This is a genomic window from Pseudomonas sp. AC532, assembly GCF_979258965.1.
Genome location: NZ_OZ409888.1, coordinates 4191705 through 4205386 on the forward strand (window position 1 = coordinate 4191705; position 13682 = coordinate 4205386).

The 13682-nt window shown below is 61.8% G+C and carries 13 protein-coding genes and 1 pseudogene; 10 read left to right on the top strand and 4 right to left on the bottom strand.

The window, feature by feature from the left end; all coding sequences use genetic code 11:
* Positions 1–63 precede the first annotated feature (63 nt).
* Positions 64–951, bottom strand: a complete 888-nt coding sequence (locus ACZ0AV_RS19465; RefSeq protein ID WP_499152550.1) for a LysR substrate-binding domain-containing protein — start codon at positions 949–951, stop codon at positions 64–66.
* Between the two features lie 117 nt (positions 952–1068).
* Here ACZ0AV_RS19465 and ACZ0AV_RS19470 point away from each other — a divergent pair, with 117 nt between their 5' ends.
* The 9 genes and pseudogenes from ACZ0AV_RS19470 to rpoS all read left to right on the top strand — a co-directional run bounded on the left by ACZ0AV_RS19470 (position 1069) and on the right by rpoS (position 9112).
* Positions 1069–2181: an S-(hydroxymethyl)glutathione dehydrogenase/class III alcohol dehydrogenase gene (locus tag ACZ0AV_RS19470; protein WP_499152551.1), complete on the top strand. Its 1113-nt coding sequence runs from the start codon at positions 1069–1071 to the stop codon at positions 2179–2181.
* 58 nt (positions 2182–2239) lie between these two features.
* The gene (gene fghA, locus ACZ0AV_RS19475; RefSeq protein ID WP_499152552.1) at positions 2240–3082 is read left to right on the top strand and encodes an S-formylglutathione hydrolase; all 843 of its coding nucleotides are present in this window, start codon (positions 2240–2242) and stop codon (positions 3080–3082) included.
* Between the two features lie 118 nt (positions 3083–3200).
* Positions 3201–3674, top strand: a complete 474-nt coding sequence (gene ispF, locus ACZ0AV_RS19480) for a 2-C-methyl-D-erythritol 2,4-cyclodiphosphate synthase (protein WP_499152553.1) — start codon at positions 3201–3203, stop codon at positions 3672–3674.
* Entirely contained in the window at positions 3671–4729 is a 1059-nt protein-coding gene (truD, locus tag ACZ0AV_RS19485; RefSeq protein ID WP_499152554.1) for a tRNA pseudouridine(13) synthase TruD, read from the top strand. The genes ispF and truD overlap by 4 nt, the downstream gene beginning before the upstream one ends.
* Positions 4717–5469: a 5'/3'-nucleotidase SurE gene (surE, locus tag ACZ0AV_RS19490; RefSeq protein ID WP_499152555.1), complete on the top strand. Its 753-nt coding sequence runs from the start codon at positions 4717–4719 to the stop codon at positions 5467–5469. Before truD ends, surE begins: the two co-directional genes overlap by 13 nt.
* 29 nt (positions 5470–5498) lie before the next feature.
* The gene (locus ACZ0AV_RS19495) at positions 5499–6134 is read left to right on the top strand and encodes a protein-L-isoaspartate(D-aspartate) O-methyltransferase (RefSeq protein WP_225839846.1); all 636 of its coding nucleotides are present in this window, start codon (positions 5499–5501) and stop codon (positions 6132–6134) included.
* A gap of 21 nt (positions 6135–6155) precedes the next feature.
* Complete coding sequence (locus ACZ0AV_RS19500; protein ID WP_499152556.1) at positions 6156–7085, top strand: polyprenyl-phosphate transporter; 930 nt, start codon at positions 6156–6158, stop codon at positions 7083–7085.
* A 118-nt stretch (positions 7086–7203) separates the two neighbouring features.
* Positions 7204–7995, top strand: a complete 792-nt coding sequence (locus ACZ0AV_RS19505) for a peptidoglycan DD-metalloendopeptidase family protein (RefSeq protein ID WP_499153406.1) — start codon at positions 7204–7206, stop codon at positions 7993–7995.
* A gap of 107 nt (positions 7996–8102) precedes the next feature.
* Positions 8103–9112: pseudogene (rpoS, locus tag ACZ0AV_RS19510) on the top strand (RNA polymerase sigma factor RpoS).
* Between the two features lie 170 nt (positions 9113–9282).
* On the opposite strand, the gene mqo reads toward rpoS, so the two are convergent.
* The gene (gene mqo / locus ACZ0AV_RS19515) at positions 9283–10785 is read right to left on the bottom strand and encodes a malate dehydrogenase (quinone) (protein ID WP_499152557.1); all 1503 of its coding nucleotides are present in this window, start codon (positions 10783–10785) and stop codon (positions 9283–9285) included.
* Positions 10786–11274: 489 nt separating this feature from the next.
* Positions 11275–11469: a hypothetical protein gene (locus tag ACZ0AV_RS19520; RefSeq protein ID WP_499152558.1), complete on the bottom strand. Its 195-nt coding sequence runs from the start codon at positions 11467–11469 to the stop codon at positions 11275–11277.
* A 143-nt stretch (positions 11470–11612) separates the two neighbouring features.
* Between ACZ0AV_RS19520 and ACZ0AV_RS19525 the strand changes: the two genes are divergently transcribed.
* Positions 11613–12197 (top strand): YajG family lipoprotein, encoded by a 585-nt coding sequence (locus ACZ0AV_RS19525; RefSeq protein ID WP_499152559.1) that lies wholly within the window; start codon positions 11613–11615, stop codon positions 12195–12197.
* 50 nt (positions 12198–12247) lie between these two features.
* On the opposite strand, the gene ACZ0AV_RS19530 is transcribed toward ACZ0AV_RS19525, so the two are convergent.
* Positions 12248–13579, bottom strand: coding sequence for an IS4 family transposase (locus ACZ0AV_RS19530; RefSeq protein WP_499149135.1), 1332 nt, complete (start codon positions 13577–13579; stop codon positions 12248–12250).
* Positions 13580–13682 lie beyond the last annotated feature (103 nt).

The following is a 13682-nucleotide window of genomic DNA, read 5'->3' on the forward strand; positions in this document are numbered from 1 at the left end:
GTGGGCGCAGAGGTTCGCTGGCGGTTGTGACATTCTGTGAGCGCTGCGCTGCACCGAAACGGCTCAGGCGTATTCGCTGCGCTGGCTCAGCCCATCACGCAGTGCATCGATCAACTGCCTGACCTTGGGTGACAGGTGTCGTTGCTGCGGATAGAGCGCCCACACCGCGGTATTCGGGGGCTGGTGATTGCCAAGCAGCGAAATCAATGCACCGCTGCGCAGGTGTTCGAGCACATAGTAATCCGGCAACTGACACAGCCCGAGGCCGCCGAGCGCTGCGTCGAGCACCGCCTGTCCGCTGTTGCAGCGCCAGTTGCCGAGGACGCGCTGGGAGGCCTCACGGCCGTCGAGCTGAAAGGTCCACACATCGCTGCTGCCGATCAGGCAATTGTGCCGCGCCAGCTCCGAGAGGCTGTGCGGCCGCCCGTAGCGCTGCAGGTAGTCAGGCGACGCGCACAGGTACATGCGCCGCGGAGCCAGGCGTGTCGCCAGCATGCGCGAGTCTGGCAGGCGGCCGAGACGAATGGCGATGTCGAAGCCGTCCTGCACAAGATCCAGGGTCCGATTGCTCAGTTCGATATCCACGGAAAGCCGCGGGTAGCGAGACATGAACGCCGTGACCAGTGGCACGATGAAGCGCTCGCCATACGCCACCGCACACGTCATGCGCAGCAACCCCTTGGGTTCGCTACCGAGATCGCCTATCGCGTTGAGCGCTTCTTCGCGGGCATCCTGCAGGCGCTGGCAGTGCTGCAGGAAAGTCTGGCCGGCTTCCGTCAGCGCGACCTTGCGCGTGGTGCGGTAGAACAGTCGGGTGTGCAGGCGTTCCTCCAAGTGCGCGACCTGCCGGCTCACCTGCGATGACGACAGGCCCAGGCGCTGCGCGGCAGCCGTGAACTGGCCGCATTCGGCAACGGCGACGAACTCGTCCAGTCCTTCCCAGCGATTCATGTCGGCACCTGATGATTATCCCTGCAGAGCAATAATGTTTTGCATTCTGCCTGATTATTTCTGGCTTGAGGTCCACTACACTTGTTGACCATTGCCATCCGTCAGGAGAATCAGGACATGATCAAGTCACGCGCTGCCGTCGCCTTCGCGCCCAATGAGCCGCTGAAGATCGTTGAAGTGGACGTAGAACCGCCAAAAGCGGGCGAAGTGCTGGTGCGCATCGTCGCCACAGGGGTTTGCCATACCGACGCCTACACCTTGTCCGGCGCTGATTCGGAAGGCGTTTTCCCGGCGATTCTCGGTCACGAAGGTGGCGGTGTCGTCGAGGCCATCGGCGAAGGTGTGACGTCCGTGGCTGTTGGCGACCACGTGATTCCGCTGTACACCGCCGAGTGCCGCAAGTGCAAATTCTGCCTGTCCGGCAAGACCAACCTGTGCAGCTCGGTGCGCGCCACCCAGGGCAAAGGCCTGATGCCCGATGGCACCTCGCGCTTCAGCTATAACGGCGAGCCGATCTACCACTACATGGGCTGCTCGACCTTCTCCGAATACACCGTTCTGCCGGAAGTTTCCCTGGCCGTAATCCCCAAAGAAGCGCCGCTGGAAAAGGTTTGCCTGCTCGGTTGCGGCGTGACCACCGGGATCGGCGCCGTACTCAACACCGCCAAGGTGGAAGAGGGCGCCACCGTGGCCATCTTCGGCCTCGGCGGCATCGGCCTGGCCGCGATCATCGGTGCGAAGATGGCCAAGGCCTCGCGCATCATTGCCGTCGACATCAATCCAGCCAAGTTCGATGTGGCCCGTGAGCTGGGCGCCACCGATTTCGTCAACCCGAAGGATTACGACAAGCCGATCCAGGACGTGATCGTGGAGTTGACCGACGGTGGCGTGGATTACAGCTTCGAATGCGTTGGCAACGTGCAACTGATGCGTGCCGCGCTCGAATGCGCACACAAGGGCTGGGGTGAAAGCGTGATCATCGGTGTGGCGGGCGCTGGCCAGGAGATCAGCACCCGACCTTTCCAGTTGGTGACCGGTCGAGTCTGGCGCGGATCGGCCTTCGGTGGCGTCAAGGGTCGTACCGAACTGCCAAGCTACGTGGAGAAATCGCAGAGTGGGGAAATCCCGCTCGACACCTTCATCACCCACACCATGGGCCTGGAGCAGATCAACGAAGCCTTTGACCTGATGCACGAAGGCAAGAGCATCCGCACCGTCATCCACTACTGATCAGTGGGGCAGGCAGCTCTTCAGCCGATGACCTGCCTGCCGCCCGTGAGGATTCGCCATGACCTTGGAAATCGTATCCAGCAACAAGAGCTTCGGCGGCTGGCACAAGCGCTACAGGCACCGTTCTTCCAGCCTCAACTGCGACATGGTGTTCGCCGTCTACCTGCCGCCGCAGGCCGAACGGGGCGCCAAGCTGCCGGTGCTGTACTGGCTGAGCGGGCTGACCTGCAGCGACGAAAACTTCATGCAGAAGGCCGGCGCCCAGCGCATGGCGGCTGAGCTGGGGTTGATCATCGTCGCGCCCGATACCAGCCCGCGTGGCGATGGCGTGCCGGACGACGCCAAGGGCGCCTACGATTTTGGCCTGGGGGCCGGTTTCTACGTCAACGCGACGCAGGAGCCCTGGGCTCGCCATTACCGCATGTACGATTATGTGGTGCAGGAGTTGCCCGCGTTGATCGAGGCCAACTTCCCGGTTTCGGACAAGCGCGGCATCGCCGGGCACTCCATGGGCGGTCACGGCGCGTTGATCTGCGCGCTGAAAAATCCGGGCCGCTATGCGTCGGTCTCGGCATTCTCGCCCATCACCAACCCGGTCAACTGCCCGTGGGGCGAGAAGGCGTTCTCCAACTACCTGGGTGACGACCGCTCGCGCTGGCGCGAGTGGGATGCCAGTTTGCTGATCGCCGAGGCCACCGAGCAGTTGCCGCTGCTGGTCGATCAGGGCGACCGTGACGACTTCCTGGAAGGACAACTCAAGCCCCATGCACTGGAAGCGGCAGCCAAGGCGGCGAATCATCCACTGACCCTGCGCCTGCAGCCTGGCTATGATCACAGCTATTACTTCATCGCCAGTTTCATCGAGGATCACCTGCGCCATCATGCCAGGGCGCTGAGCTGAGAGAACAAGGGCGCCCGCTGGCGCCCTTGTCTGTGCGAGGCGACGTATTGGCGCTCCGCGAGCCGCAACGGCGCGCGCCTTTCGGGTAGAATCGGCCTTTTTGCGAGGGCATCGGCTCATGCGGATTGGCCATGGTTACGATGTGCACCGGTTCGGCGACGGGGATTTCATTACCCTGGGCGGTGTACGCATCCCCCACAGGTTTGGCCTGGTAGCGCACTCCGATGGCGACGTGGTGCTGCACGCGCTGGCCGATGCCTTGCTCGGCGCCGTGGCGCTCGGTGATATCGGCAAGCATTTCCCCGATACTGACCCCAACTTCAAAGGCGCGGACAGCCGTGTGCTGTTGCGTCATGTGCTGGGGCTGGTGCATGCCAAGGGCTGGAAGGTCGGCAATGTCGACGCCACCATCGAGGCCCAGGCGCCGAAGATGGCACCGCATATCGACGCCATGCGCGTGCTGATCGCCGAAGACCTGCAAGTGGAACTGGACCAGGTCAACGTCAAGGCCACCACCACCGAGAAGCTCGGTTTCGTCGGCCGTCAGGAAGGCATCGCCGTGCACGCGGTTGCCTTGCTGGTCAGCGCATGACCGAGCTGGAACTGCTTGGCCCGCGTGCTCATGGCGAACCCTGCGGGGTCGCGGTGCTCAAAGCCACGGCCGAGAACTTCCAGGTCGATGAGGTGCTGGATATCGCGCTATCCGGCGCGGGCGAGCACCTGTGGCTGTGGGTCGAGAAGCGCGGGCTCAATACCGAAGACGCCGCACGCCGCCTGGCTCGCGCCGCGGGCGTACCGGTGCGGATGATCAGCTACGCGGGGCTCAAGGATCGCCAGGCGCTGACCCGTCAGTGGTTCAGCATTCATTTGCCGGGCAAGAGCGACCCCGATCTGGCCATCGCCCAGGATGAAACCCTGGTCATCCTCGAGCAGGTGCGCCATTCGCGCAAGTTGCAGCGCGGCGCCCATGCCGCCAATGGCTTCACCCTGCGGCTGACCGAACTGCAGGCGGATCACGCGACGCTGGACGAGCGGCTGCAGTGCATTGCCGCCCAGGGCATTCCCAATTACTACGGCGCCCAGCGTTTCGGCTTCGAGGGCGGCAACGTCGCCCATGCCCGGCATTTTGCCGAGCGTCGGGAACTGCCCGAGAAACGCAATGTACGTTCGCGGGTGCTCTCCGCCGCCCGCAGCTTCCTGTTCAATCAGGTGCTCGCCAGGCGTGTGGCTGCCGGCACCTGGAGCCAGGCAATGCCTGGCGACCTGCTGGCCTTCACCGACAGCCGCAGCTTCTTCGCCGCTGGCGAGGCCGAGTGTCAGGATCCGCGGCTGGCCCTGCTGGACCTGCATCCGACCGGCCCCCTCTGGGGTGCGGGCGAGTCGCCGGCAGGCGGCGAAACGCAGATTCTCGAGCAAGGTGTCGGCGCCGGCGAGCCGCAACTGACGACCTGGTTGGCAGAAGCGGGCATGGCGCACGAACGGCGCATCCTGCGCCTCCCCATTAGTGGTTTGACGTGGCATTATCCCGAGCCTGACATTCTGCAACTGGAATTCGTCCTGCCGGCTGGATGTTTCGCCACCGCACTGGTGCGCGAAATAGTCGACCTTTTGCCTGCAGGGCAGACGGACAACCCATGCGTATTCTGATTTCTAACGATGACGGCGTGGCCGCACCGGGCCTCGCCGCGTTGCATGCTGCGCTGGCTGATTATGCCGACTGCACGGTGATCGCTCCCGATGGCGATCGCAGCGGCGCGAGCAGTTCGCTGACACTCGACCGGCCGCTGCATCCGTGCACGCTGGGCAATGGTTACATCAGCCTGAACGGCACGCCGACCGACTGCGTGCACCTGGGCATCCATGGCCTGCTGCCCGACACTCCGGACCTGGTCGTGTCGGGCATCAACATGGGGCCCAACCTGGGCGATGACGTGTTGTATTCGGGCACTGTGGCCGCTGCGCTGGAAGGCCGCTTTCTGGCCCGCCCGGCCTTTGCCTTTTCGCTGCTGTCGCGCTCGGCCGAGAACCTGGCGACGGCCGCTTATTTCGCCCGCCAACTGGTGGAGGCCCATGAGCAGCTCGACCTCCCGCCGCGCACGGTGTTGAACGTCAATGTGCCCAACCTGCCGCTCGAGCATATCCGTGGTGTGCAGCTGACCCGCCTGGGCCATCGTGCGCGAGCGGCCGCGCCGGTCAGGGTGGTCAACCCGCGCGGCAAGGAAGGCTACTGGATCGCCGCCGCCGGCGATGTCGAGGATGGCGCACAAGGCACGGATTTCCACGCGGTGATGCAGGGCTACGTGTCGGTAACGCCGCTGCAGCTCGATCGTACCTATCAGGACGGCCTGAACCGCCTGAAACCCTGGCTGGAGGGGCTGGTGAAATGAACCGGGAGCATGACCGCCACGGGATTGGCATGACCTCTCAGCGTACCCGCGAGCGCTTGATCCAGCGTCTTTACGACGAAGGCCTGTCGAATGCGCAGGTGCTCGAGGTCATTCGCCGCACACCGCGCCATCTGTTCGTCGATGAAGCCCTGGCGCATCGCGCTTACGAGGACACCGCCCTGCCGATCGGGCACAACCAGACCATCTCGCAGCCCTATATGGTGGCGCGCATGAGCGAGCTGCTGCTGGCCGCCGGGCCGTTGGACAAGGTGCTCGAAATTGGTACCGGCTCGGGTTACCAGACGGCGATCCTGGCTCAACTGGTGGAGCGGGTGTTCACCGTCGAGCGCATTCAGGGATTGCAGGAACGGGCCAAGGAACGCCTGGTCAAACTGAGCCTGCGCAACGTGGTGTTCCGCTGGGGCGATGGCTGGGAGGGCTGGCCGGCCCTGGCGCCGTACAACGGCATCATCGTCACTGCCGCGGCATCCGAGGTCCCCCAGGCGCTGCTGGACCAACTGGCTCCGGGCGGCCGCCTGGTGATTCCGGTGGGTACCGGTGACGTTCAACAACTGTTACTGATCATTCGCGAGGAACAGGGTTTCTCTCGGCACGTACTCGACGCAGTACGGTTCGTGCCCCTGCTCAACGGCCCGCTGGCCTGATTCAATCGACCGGAAGGATGCATGAAGAAAACCTTGTTGCTCTATACCAAAGGGATGGCCATGGGCGCCGTCGACGTGGTCCCCGGGTTTTCGGGAGGGACCGTTGCCCTGATCACCGGTATATACGACAAGCTTCTCGCCTCGTTCGCCGCCATTCCGCAAGCGCTGATGCTCGCTGTCCGGGGCCGGATCAGGGACGCCTGGCAAGCGTGCAATGCCGGTTTTCTGCTGGTCGTGCTGCTGGGCATCCTGAGCAGTATCTTTACCCTGGCACGCGTAATCACCTACCTGATGGACGAGCACCCGGTTCTGCTGTGGGCGTTCTTCTTCGGCCTGGTACTGGTATCCGTTTACCTGGTCGGCCGCGAGGTCGCCGCCTGGCGAGCAAGAACGGTGGCGGGGTTCGCCGCGGGGTTGCTGTTCGCGCTGTGGATTACCCTGTCGGCACCGATGCAGCTTTCCGCTGATCCACTGACGCTGTTCATCGCGGGTGCCATCGCCATCAGCGCGATGATCCTGCCGGGCATATCCGGCAGCTTCATTCTCGTTTTACTCGGCCTGTACCCTGTGGTGCTAAGTGCCGTGAAGGATTTCGACGTGCCGGTGCTGGCCGTGTTCAGCGCGGGTTGCATGCTTGGCTTGCTGACGTTTTCCAAGGCGCTGAGCTGGCTGCTGGCCCGCATGCGTGACCTGACCATGGCCTTTTTGGCCGGACTGCTGCTGGGCTCGCTGGTCAAGGTATGGCCCTGGAAACAGACGATTACCTGGCAAACCAACCGTCATGGTGAATCGTTTCCCCTGGAGCAGGTCAATCTATTGCCATGGCAGTTTGCCGAGATCAGTGGCGAGGAGGCTCAGTTGCTGCTGGCCATCGTCTTGAGCGGCGGCGCGATCGCGCTGGTGCTGGGTATGGAGTGGCTGGCGCGCCGCCGCCAGCCGCAAGAAGTCTGACGTTTCGGCGTTCGTAATGGGTCGCTCGAGGCCGTCTGCAAGGGAGATACGGGTGAGTTTCACAGCCAATCAAGGGCGCTATTGGTCCGCCACGCTACGCAATCTGCTGGCCCTGGCAATGATCGGTACAGTGCTGTCCGGTTGCGCCAGTTCGTCTTCGGGCGGTGTGCAGGTAGTCGATCGCAACAGCGCAGCAGCGCAGAGGCAGCCGGTTACGTCCGGCCAGTATCGCGTGCAACGTGGAGATACACTTTATTCCATCGCCTTCCGCTATGGCTGGGACTGGAAGGCGCTGGCCGCCCATAACGCCATCGCCCCCCCTTACATGATTCGCGTTGGCCAGGTCATTCGCTTCGGTTCCGGCAGTTCGAGTCGACCAGTGGCAACCTCGTCGCCGACCATCAGCACGCCCGTGGTGACCACGCCAGGTCGCCCGACGGTGCCTGTCCAGGCGCCTCCGGCACGCACCGCTACACAGCCAGCCACGCCTGCCGTTATCACCCCTGCAACCACGCCAGTGGAGCCGGTTCAGCGCTCCGCGTCAGGGTGGGCATGGCCCTCAAGCGGTGCGATTATCGGCCGTTTTTCCTCAAACGGTAGTTTGAATAAAGGCATTGATATAGCCGGTGAATTGGGACAGCCTGTCCTTGCTGCGTCTGGTGGATCCGTTGTCTACGCCGGGAGTGGGTTACGGGGCTACGGTGAATTGGTGATCATCAAACACAGCGATACCTACGTGAGTGCCTACGGTCACAACCGAAGGCTGTTGGTACGTGAGGGGCAGCAGGTCAAAGTCGGGCAGCAAATTGCCGAGATGGGTTCCACAGGGACTGACCGGGTGAAGCTTCATTTTGAAATTCGCCGCCAGGGTAAGCCTGTAGATCCAATGCAATACCTGCCACGTCGCTGATCTGTCGCTCGTTCGCCCCTCATGTGGGATGGACGGGCTTTGATGTTGCCAAGGAGACAGGCGCATCAGGGCTTGCTGGTCGAACTCAGCAAGGGACGGGATAATAAATGGCACTCATTTCCAAAGAAGCGCCGGAGTTTGACATCGACGATGAAGTGCTCCTGATGGAGCCCGGCATCAATCTCGACGATGGAGCTGGTGAGCAGACGGGTAGCAAGACCCCTGCGCGCAGCAAGGCAAAGCAATCCAGCGGCAGCAAGCAACACAAGTACATCGACTACACCCGGGCGCTCGACGCCACTCAGCTCTACCTCAATGAAATCGGTTTTTCCCCCTGCTTACCCCGGAAGAAGAAGTGTTCTTCGCGCGTCTGGCGCAGAAGGGCGATCCTGCCGGCCGTAAGCGCATGATCGAGAGCAACCTGCGGCTGGTGGTGAAGATCGCCAGGCGCTATGTCAATCGCGGGCTCTCGCTGCTGGATCTGATCGAAGAGGGCAACCTGGGCCTCATTCGCGCCGTCGAAAAATTCGACCCCGAGCGCGGCTTCCGGTTTTCTACCTATGCCACTTGGTGGATTCGGCAGACCATCGAGCGGGCGATCATGAATCAGACCCGCACCATTCGCCTGCCGATTCATGTGGTCAAGGAACTCAATGTATATCTGCGGGCTGCCCGTGAGCTGACCCAGAAGCTCGACCACGAGCCGTCCCCGGAGGAAATCGCCAATCTGCTGGAGAAGCCGGTGGGCGAGGTCAAGCGTATGCTTGGTTTGAACGAACGAGTGTCGTCTGTTGACGTATCACTCGGGCCGGACTCCGACAAGACCCTGCTCGATACCCTCACCGATGACCGGCCTACCGACCCCTGTGAGTTGCTGCAGGACGACGACCTGTCCCAGAGTATCGACCAGTGGCTCTCGGACCTGACCGACAAGCAGCGCGAAGTGGTGGTGCGGCGTTTCGGCTTGCGTGGCCATGAAAGCTGCACGCTAGAGGAAGTTGGCCAGGAGATTGGTCTGACCCGTGAGCGTGTACGGCAGATTCAGGTGGAAGCGCTCAAGCGGTTGCGAGAAATCCTCGAGAAGAACGGCCTTTCCGCCGATTCCCTGTTCCAGTAAGCCCGGCCTGCCAGGCCCCGTGCCGACCAGCGTTGCTGGTCGGTTTTTTTGGCCGCAAGACTATGGGCGGCGGTAGGGCGATGATGAACCGCTGATGGTTATCAAGTGAGCGTCAGGCCATAAAAAACGGCGCCTGTACAGGCGCCGTTTTTGCGATCACGCCTGGGCTGTTACGCCGGCAGCGTTTGGTTCAGCTGCAGCAGGGCATCGGATTGCGATTGCACGGCGCGATACTGGTTTGCATCGCTGGCAAGTACCGCCGAAGGCGCGGGGAAGATTTCGTTCAGCTTGTCGCCCCATTGCGCCGAAGCCGCCTGTTCGGGGAAGCAGCGACGGATCAGGTCGAGCATGATCGAGACAGTCACCGAGGCGCCCGGAGAGGCACCCAGCAAGGCCGCGATGGAGCCGTCCTTGGCGGAGACCAGTTCGGTACCGAACTGCAGGATGCCGCCCTTCTTGGGATCCTTCTTGATGATCTGCACGCGCTGGCCGGCAATCTCCAGGCGCCAGTCGCTCGCCTTGGCCTGCGGGTAAAAGCCGCGCAGGGTATTGAGGCGCTGCTCTTGCGATTGCATGACTTCCTTGACCAGGTAGCGGGTCAGGTCGAAATTGTCGCGAGCCACCGCCAGCATCGGGCCGAGGTTGTTCAGGCGCACCGACAGGGGCAGATCCAGGAACGAGCCTTTCTTCAGGAACTTGGTGGTGAAGCCGGCGTAGGGGCCGAACAGCAGCGATTTCTTGCCGTCGACCATGCGGGTGTCCAGGTGCGGTACCGACATGGGCGGGGAGCCTACTTCGGCCTGGCTGTAAACCTTGGCCTGGTGCTGGTTGACCACCTCCGGGTTATCGCAGCGCAGCCATTGGCCGCTGACCGGGAATCCACCGAAGCCCTTGCCTTCCTGAATGCCGGACATCTGCAGCAGGGGCAGTGCGCCGCCACCTGCACCGAGGAACACGAAGCGGGCCTGGATCTCGCGGTGGTTGCCGCTTTTCTGGTCTTTGGTGCTGACGCGCCAGCCGTGTTCATTGCGGGTCAGGTCGGTGACTCGCTGGTTGCAGGTGAGGCGGGCGTTGTCGTGCTGCACCAGGTAGTCGAGGAGGCTCTTGGTCAGGGCGCCGAAGTTGACGTCGGTGCCATTGGCCACGCGGGTCGCCGCTATCGGCTCGTGCGGGTCACGGCCCGGCATCATCAGTGGCATCCACTGGGCCATGGTGTCGCGATCCTCGCTGTACACCATGTCTTCGAAGGCGTGATGCACACGCAGCGCTTCGAAGCGTTTCTTCAGGTAATCGATACCTTCCTGGCCGCGGACGAAGCTGAGGTGCGGCACCGAATTGATGAAGGTTCGGGGGGAGCCAAAGGTGCCTTTCTTGACCAGGTAGGCCCAGAACTGCTTGGACTCCTCGAACTGGGCGTTGATGACCACCGCTTTCTTGATATCGATGGATCCGTCTGCGGACTCTGGGGTGTAGTTGAGCTCACACAACCCGGCGTGACCGGTGCCTGCGTTGTTCCAGGGATTGGAGCTTTCCACCGCGCCAGCTTCCATCGCTTCCACGACTTCCAGCTTGATGCCCGGATCGAGCTCCTTGAGCAGCACGGCCAGCGTTGCGCTCATGATGCCGGCTCCGACCAGCACTACATCTACCGCTTCGTAATCGTTCTGCGCCATTACCACATCTCCAAAAAATCAGCTTCCAATCGATGGCCTTTGGCCTGGGCGCCAGTTGCGCCTGTCAGCGGTTGCAGAGCTGTCCTGGGGATCCGGTTGACGGGAAAGGGTCGCCTTGTCCTGCCGCAAGATGATTCATATGTTCGCCACACTCTTGTGAAGTTATTGAAACCGTCTTTTTCACGTTCTTTTGGAACGCGAACCTCAAAAGTTCATGTGCCTGTTGAGCCATCTCTGCGGCAGATGTTCCGCGAAAACGCTGGAAATCATTGCGCGCAGCAAGAAGGTCCGTCGATATCGAGCAGCACGAAGTGGGCGACTCTCTGTGGCATTGCCGATGGCGCGAGGGGCATCAGCGGTACGGCGAGGCCGATCAGGAGGCGTCCTTATAATCGGGGCGCGATTATAAGGCGAAAGCGAGCGAATTGATCGCTCGCCTATGACTTTTATTGTCGGTGTCGCTCACGGCCAATACGCCGGCTGCATCGCTCAGCGGGTGGCGAAGGCGCTTTCCGGGAGGCGGCTACCCAGCCAGGCGAGGCGCTGCTCGTTGACCTCGTACCAGCGTGCAGGCCCCGGCGGATGGGCACTCTGGTGGAAGGCGTGGCAGATACCCTGCTCGTCGAGGCAGGCGAATATCCGTGGGCGAGGGGAGGGGGCAGGCGGTTTCCGGGGGATGCGCATCAAACAAAGGTCCGTGGTGCAAAGCGACCAAAGTCTTATACCGCGGGCGTATGACGGCAGGATGACCGGAACCGCTTTCACCCATTGCGGGTCGATTGGTTATACTTCGCGCCTTGTGCGTCCCCCCTCATGGAGAACCGAATATGCATCGCCTGTTGTGTGGTCTGCTTGCCGTCATCAGCCTGGCCCTGGTGGGCTGTGCCCACAGTCCTCAGCAACTCAGCCCGCAGCCCAAGCTCATCGGGCCGCTGACCGCGGTCGGGCAGGGCCAGCCGGTGGTGGTCCGCGTGGCGGATGGACGTCCCTCTCCGGTGCTGGGCACGCGCGGCGGCCTGTATCCGGAAACCAGTGCGATCAGTGTGACCGGGCAGGACGTTCTGCCCAAGCTGCAGGCCCAGGCCGAAGCCGCCGTGCGCCTGCTGGGCTTCACGCCATCGGCCAATGCCTATAATGCGCCGCAGCTCACCCTGACCCTGACCGAGTTGAAGTACCAGTCGCCCAAACAGGGCCTGTACGTAACCGAGGCGGACATGACCGCCACCTTTCGGGCCGATGTGCAGAACAGCAACCGCCGTTACAGTGGCCGTTACGGTGCTTCCCTGAACCAGCGTTTCGGCATGGCACCGAATCAGGAAACCAACACCAAGCTGGTCAGCGATGTGCTGAGCGATGCGTTGACCCGCGCGTTCAAGGATCCGACCCTGGGGCAGATTCTCAGCGGGCAGTGATTTACGCCGCGCTTAGTAAAGAAAAAGCCCCGACATGTCGGTAATGCTGTTCACTTAAGCGGAGCAGCCTTACGATCCACCGGATAACGGGTTTTGGAAATCTTCACCGTCCGCGGTCTTGGTGGCCTCGGACGGTGATCCAGAAACAGTCCCCCGATACCTCCGCGCAACTCTACCAACCGCCTACCTGTTGCCGATACCGGATTGGCGGCCGCCATGACGATCAATTGCACAGCGATGTACTGGCAGGCCGGCTTGAACCGTATGTCCGAAGGCGTTCGGCCGAAGGCTACTGCGGCTTGGCTGGCCTCTCGTCGTATGACGTTGTAAGCCAGCAACAGACCCCAGACCTCCTGATAAATCAGCTCGACCTTCTTGCTGCGCAGTGTCACGGCGTTCTGCTGCATCGAGCTTTTGATATCTCGAAACCCCAATTCAATCTCCCAGCGCTCCAGGTACAGCTGGGCTACAGCTTCTGCGCTGTAGTTCTCGGCAGGTAGCGATGTGAGCAGCGACCTGATCTGCCCCATGCTTTCATAGCTGACTTCCCGCGCCTCCCAGTGTGTAGGCAAGTTCGGGTTTCGCTTGCGCGCCTGGGGCGAAACCTTCATCCGAATACGACGATCGTGCTCGCCATAACGCTCGACTTCCTCCATGACCAGCTTCTTGCGAGCCGGCGTTAACCAGTGACGATTGTCGCCACCCTCAGCGACGCTCAACAACAGATCCGCGCCCCAAAAGCCTTTATCGAACAGCGTTATCGAGTTGTCCGGAATCTGCTCAAGGAGGGTCTCGGCCAAGCGCATCTCACTACCACGGTACGGGCTGAGTTGGGCATCGAGGATCACGTGGGAACGCACATTCATCAGCGCAACCAGGCGTAACATGGGAAACGGTGTCTGGCGCTCGGTACCCGTGTTGCCCGAGCCGAAATGCTCTCGCAACTCAGGTGAATCGGGTGTTCTCAGCAACGCACCATCCACCGCGAACACCTGCAAACCGCCCCAGTCATCCCCCTCGTATCGCTCGCAGCCCCATTGTTTACCTGTCTGGCGAAACAAAGACTCGACTGGATCGGCTCCCAGTCGCTTCCGTGCTTCAGTTACGCCGCTACGTGCCAGTAGCTGATCGGAGGCCAAGCCTTGGGCGCAGATATTCAGGCGTCTGGCCACTTCGTGCACAGGCTCGTCGCGAAACAAGGCCATGCCCAGCACCAACCAAAGCACTTGGTCGCTTGGCAGACGCCGCCGCCGGATAGTGGCTTGTGCAGATAGGTCCAACGCACTGGCAACCCATTCAACAGGGATATTCTGGGTGAAGGTGCTGAGGTCTGAGAAATTGAAGAGGTCGCCGAGGTCGAGCAATTGCTGCTGAATAGGCATAAAAAAATCCGATACCAGGGAGCTGGTATCGGATTTTCTAGAAGTCCCGGCTTAGGCTCAAATGCTTAAGTGAACAGCATTACGACATGTCGGGGCTTTTTCA

Coding starts and splice junctions, on each gene's coding strand:
- ACZ0AV_RS19470 (WP_499152551.1), top strand. CDS start 1,069: ATGATCAAGTCACGCGCTGCCGTCGCCTTCGCGCCCAATGAGCCGCTG.
- truD (WP_499152554.1), top strand. CDS start 3,671: ATGACCGAGCTGGAACTGCTTGGCCCGCGTGCTCATGGCGAACCCTGC.
- ACZ0AV_RS19500 (WP_499152556.1), top strand. CDS start 6,156: ATGAAGAAAACCTTGTTGCTCTATACCAAAGGGATGGCCATGGGCGCC.
- ACZ0AV_RS19520 (WP_499152558.1), bottom strand. CDS start 11,469: ATGCGCATCCCCCGGAAACCGCCTGCCCCCTCCCCTCGCCCACGGATA.
- ispF (WP_499152553.1), top strand. CDS start 3,201: ATGCGGATTGGCCATGGTTACGATGTGCACCGGTTCGGCGACGGGGAT.
- surE (WP_499152555.1), top strand. CDS start 4,717: ATGCGTATTCTGATTTCTAACGATGACGGCGTGGCCGCACCGGGCCTC.
- mqo (WP_499152557.1), bottom strand. CDS start 10,785: ATGGCGCAGAACGATTACGAAGCGGTAGATGTAGTGCTGGTCGGAGCC.
- ACZ0AV_RS19465 (WP_499152550.1), bottom strand. CDS start 951: ATGAATCGCTGGGAAGGACTGGACGAGTTCGTCGCCGTTGCCGAATGC.
- ACZ0AV_RS19495 (WP_225839846.1), top strand. CDS start 5,499: ATGACCTCTCAGCGTACCCGCGAGCGCTTGATCCAGCGTCTTTACGAC.
- fghA (WP_499152552.1), top strand. CDS start 2,240: ATGACCTTGGAAATCGTATCCAGCAACAAGAGCTTCGGCGGCTGGCAC.
- ACZ0AV_RS19530 (WP_499149135.1), bottom strand. CDS start 13,579: ATGCCTATTCAGCAGCAATTGCTCGACCTCGGCGACCTCTTCAATTTC.
- ACZ0AV_RS19505 (WP_499153406.1), top strand. CDS start 7,204: ATGATCGGTACAGTGCTGTCCGGTTGCGCCAGTTCGTCTTCGGGCGGT.
- ACZ0AV_RS19525 (WP_499152559.1), top strand. CDS start 11,613: ATGCATCGCCTGTTGTGTGGTCTGCTTGCCGTCATCAGCCTGGCCCTG.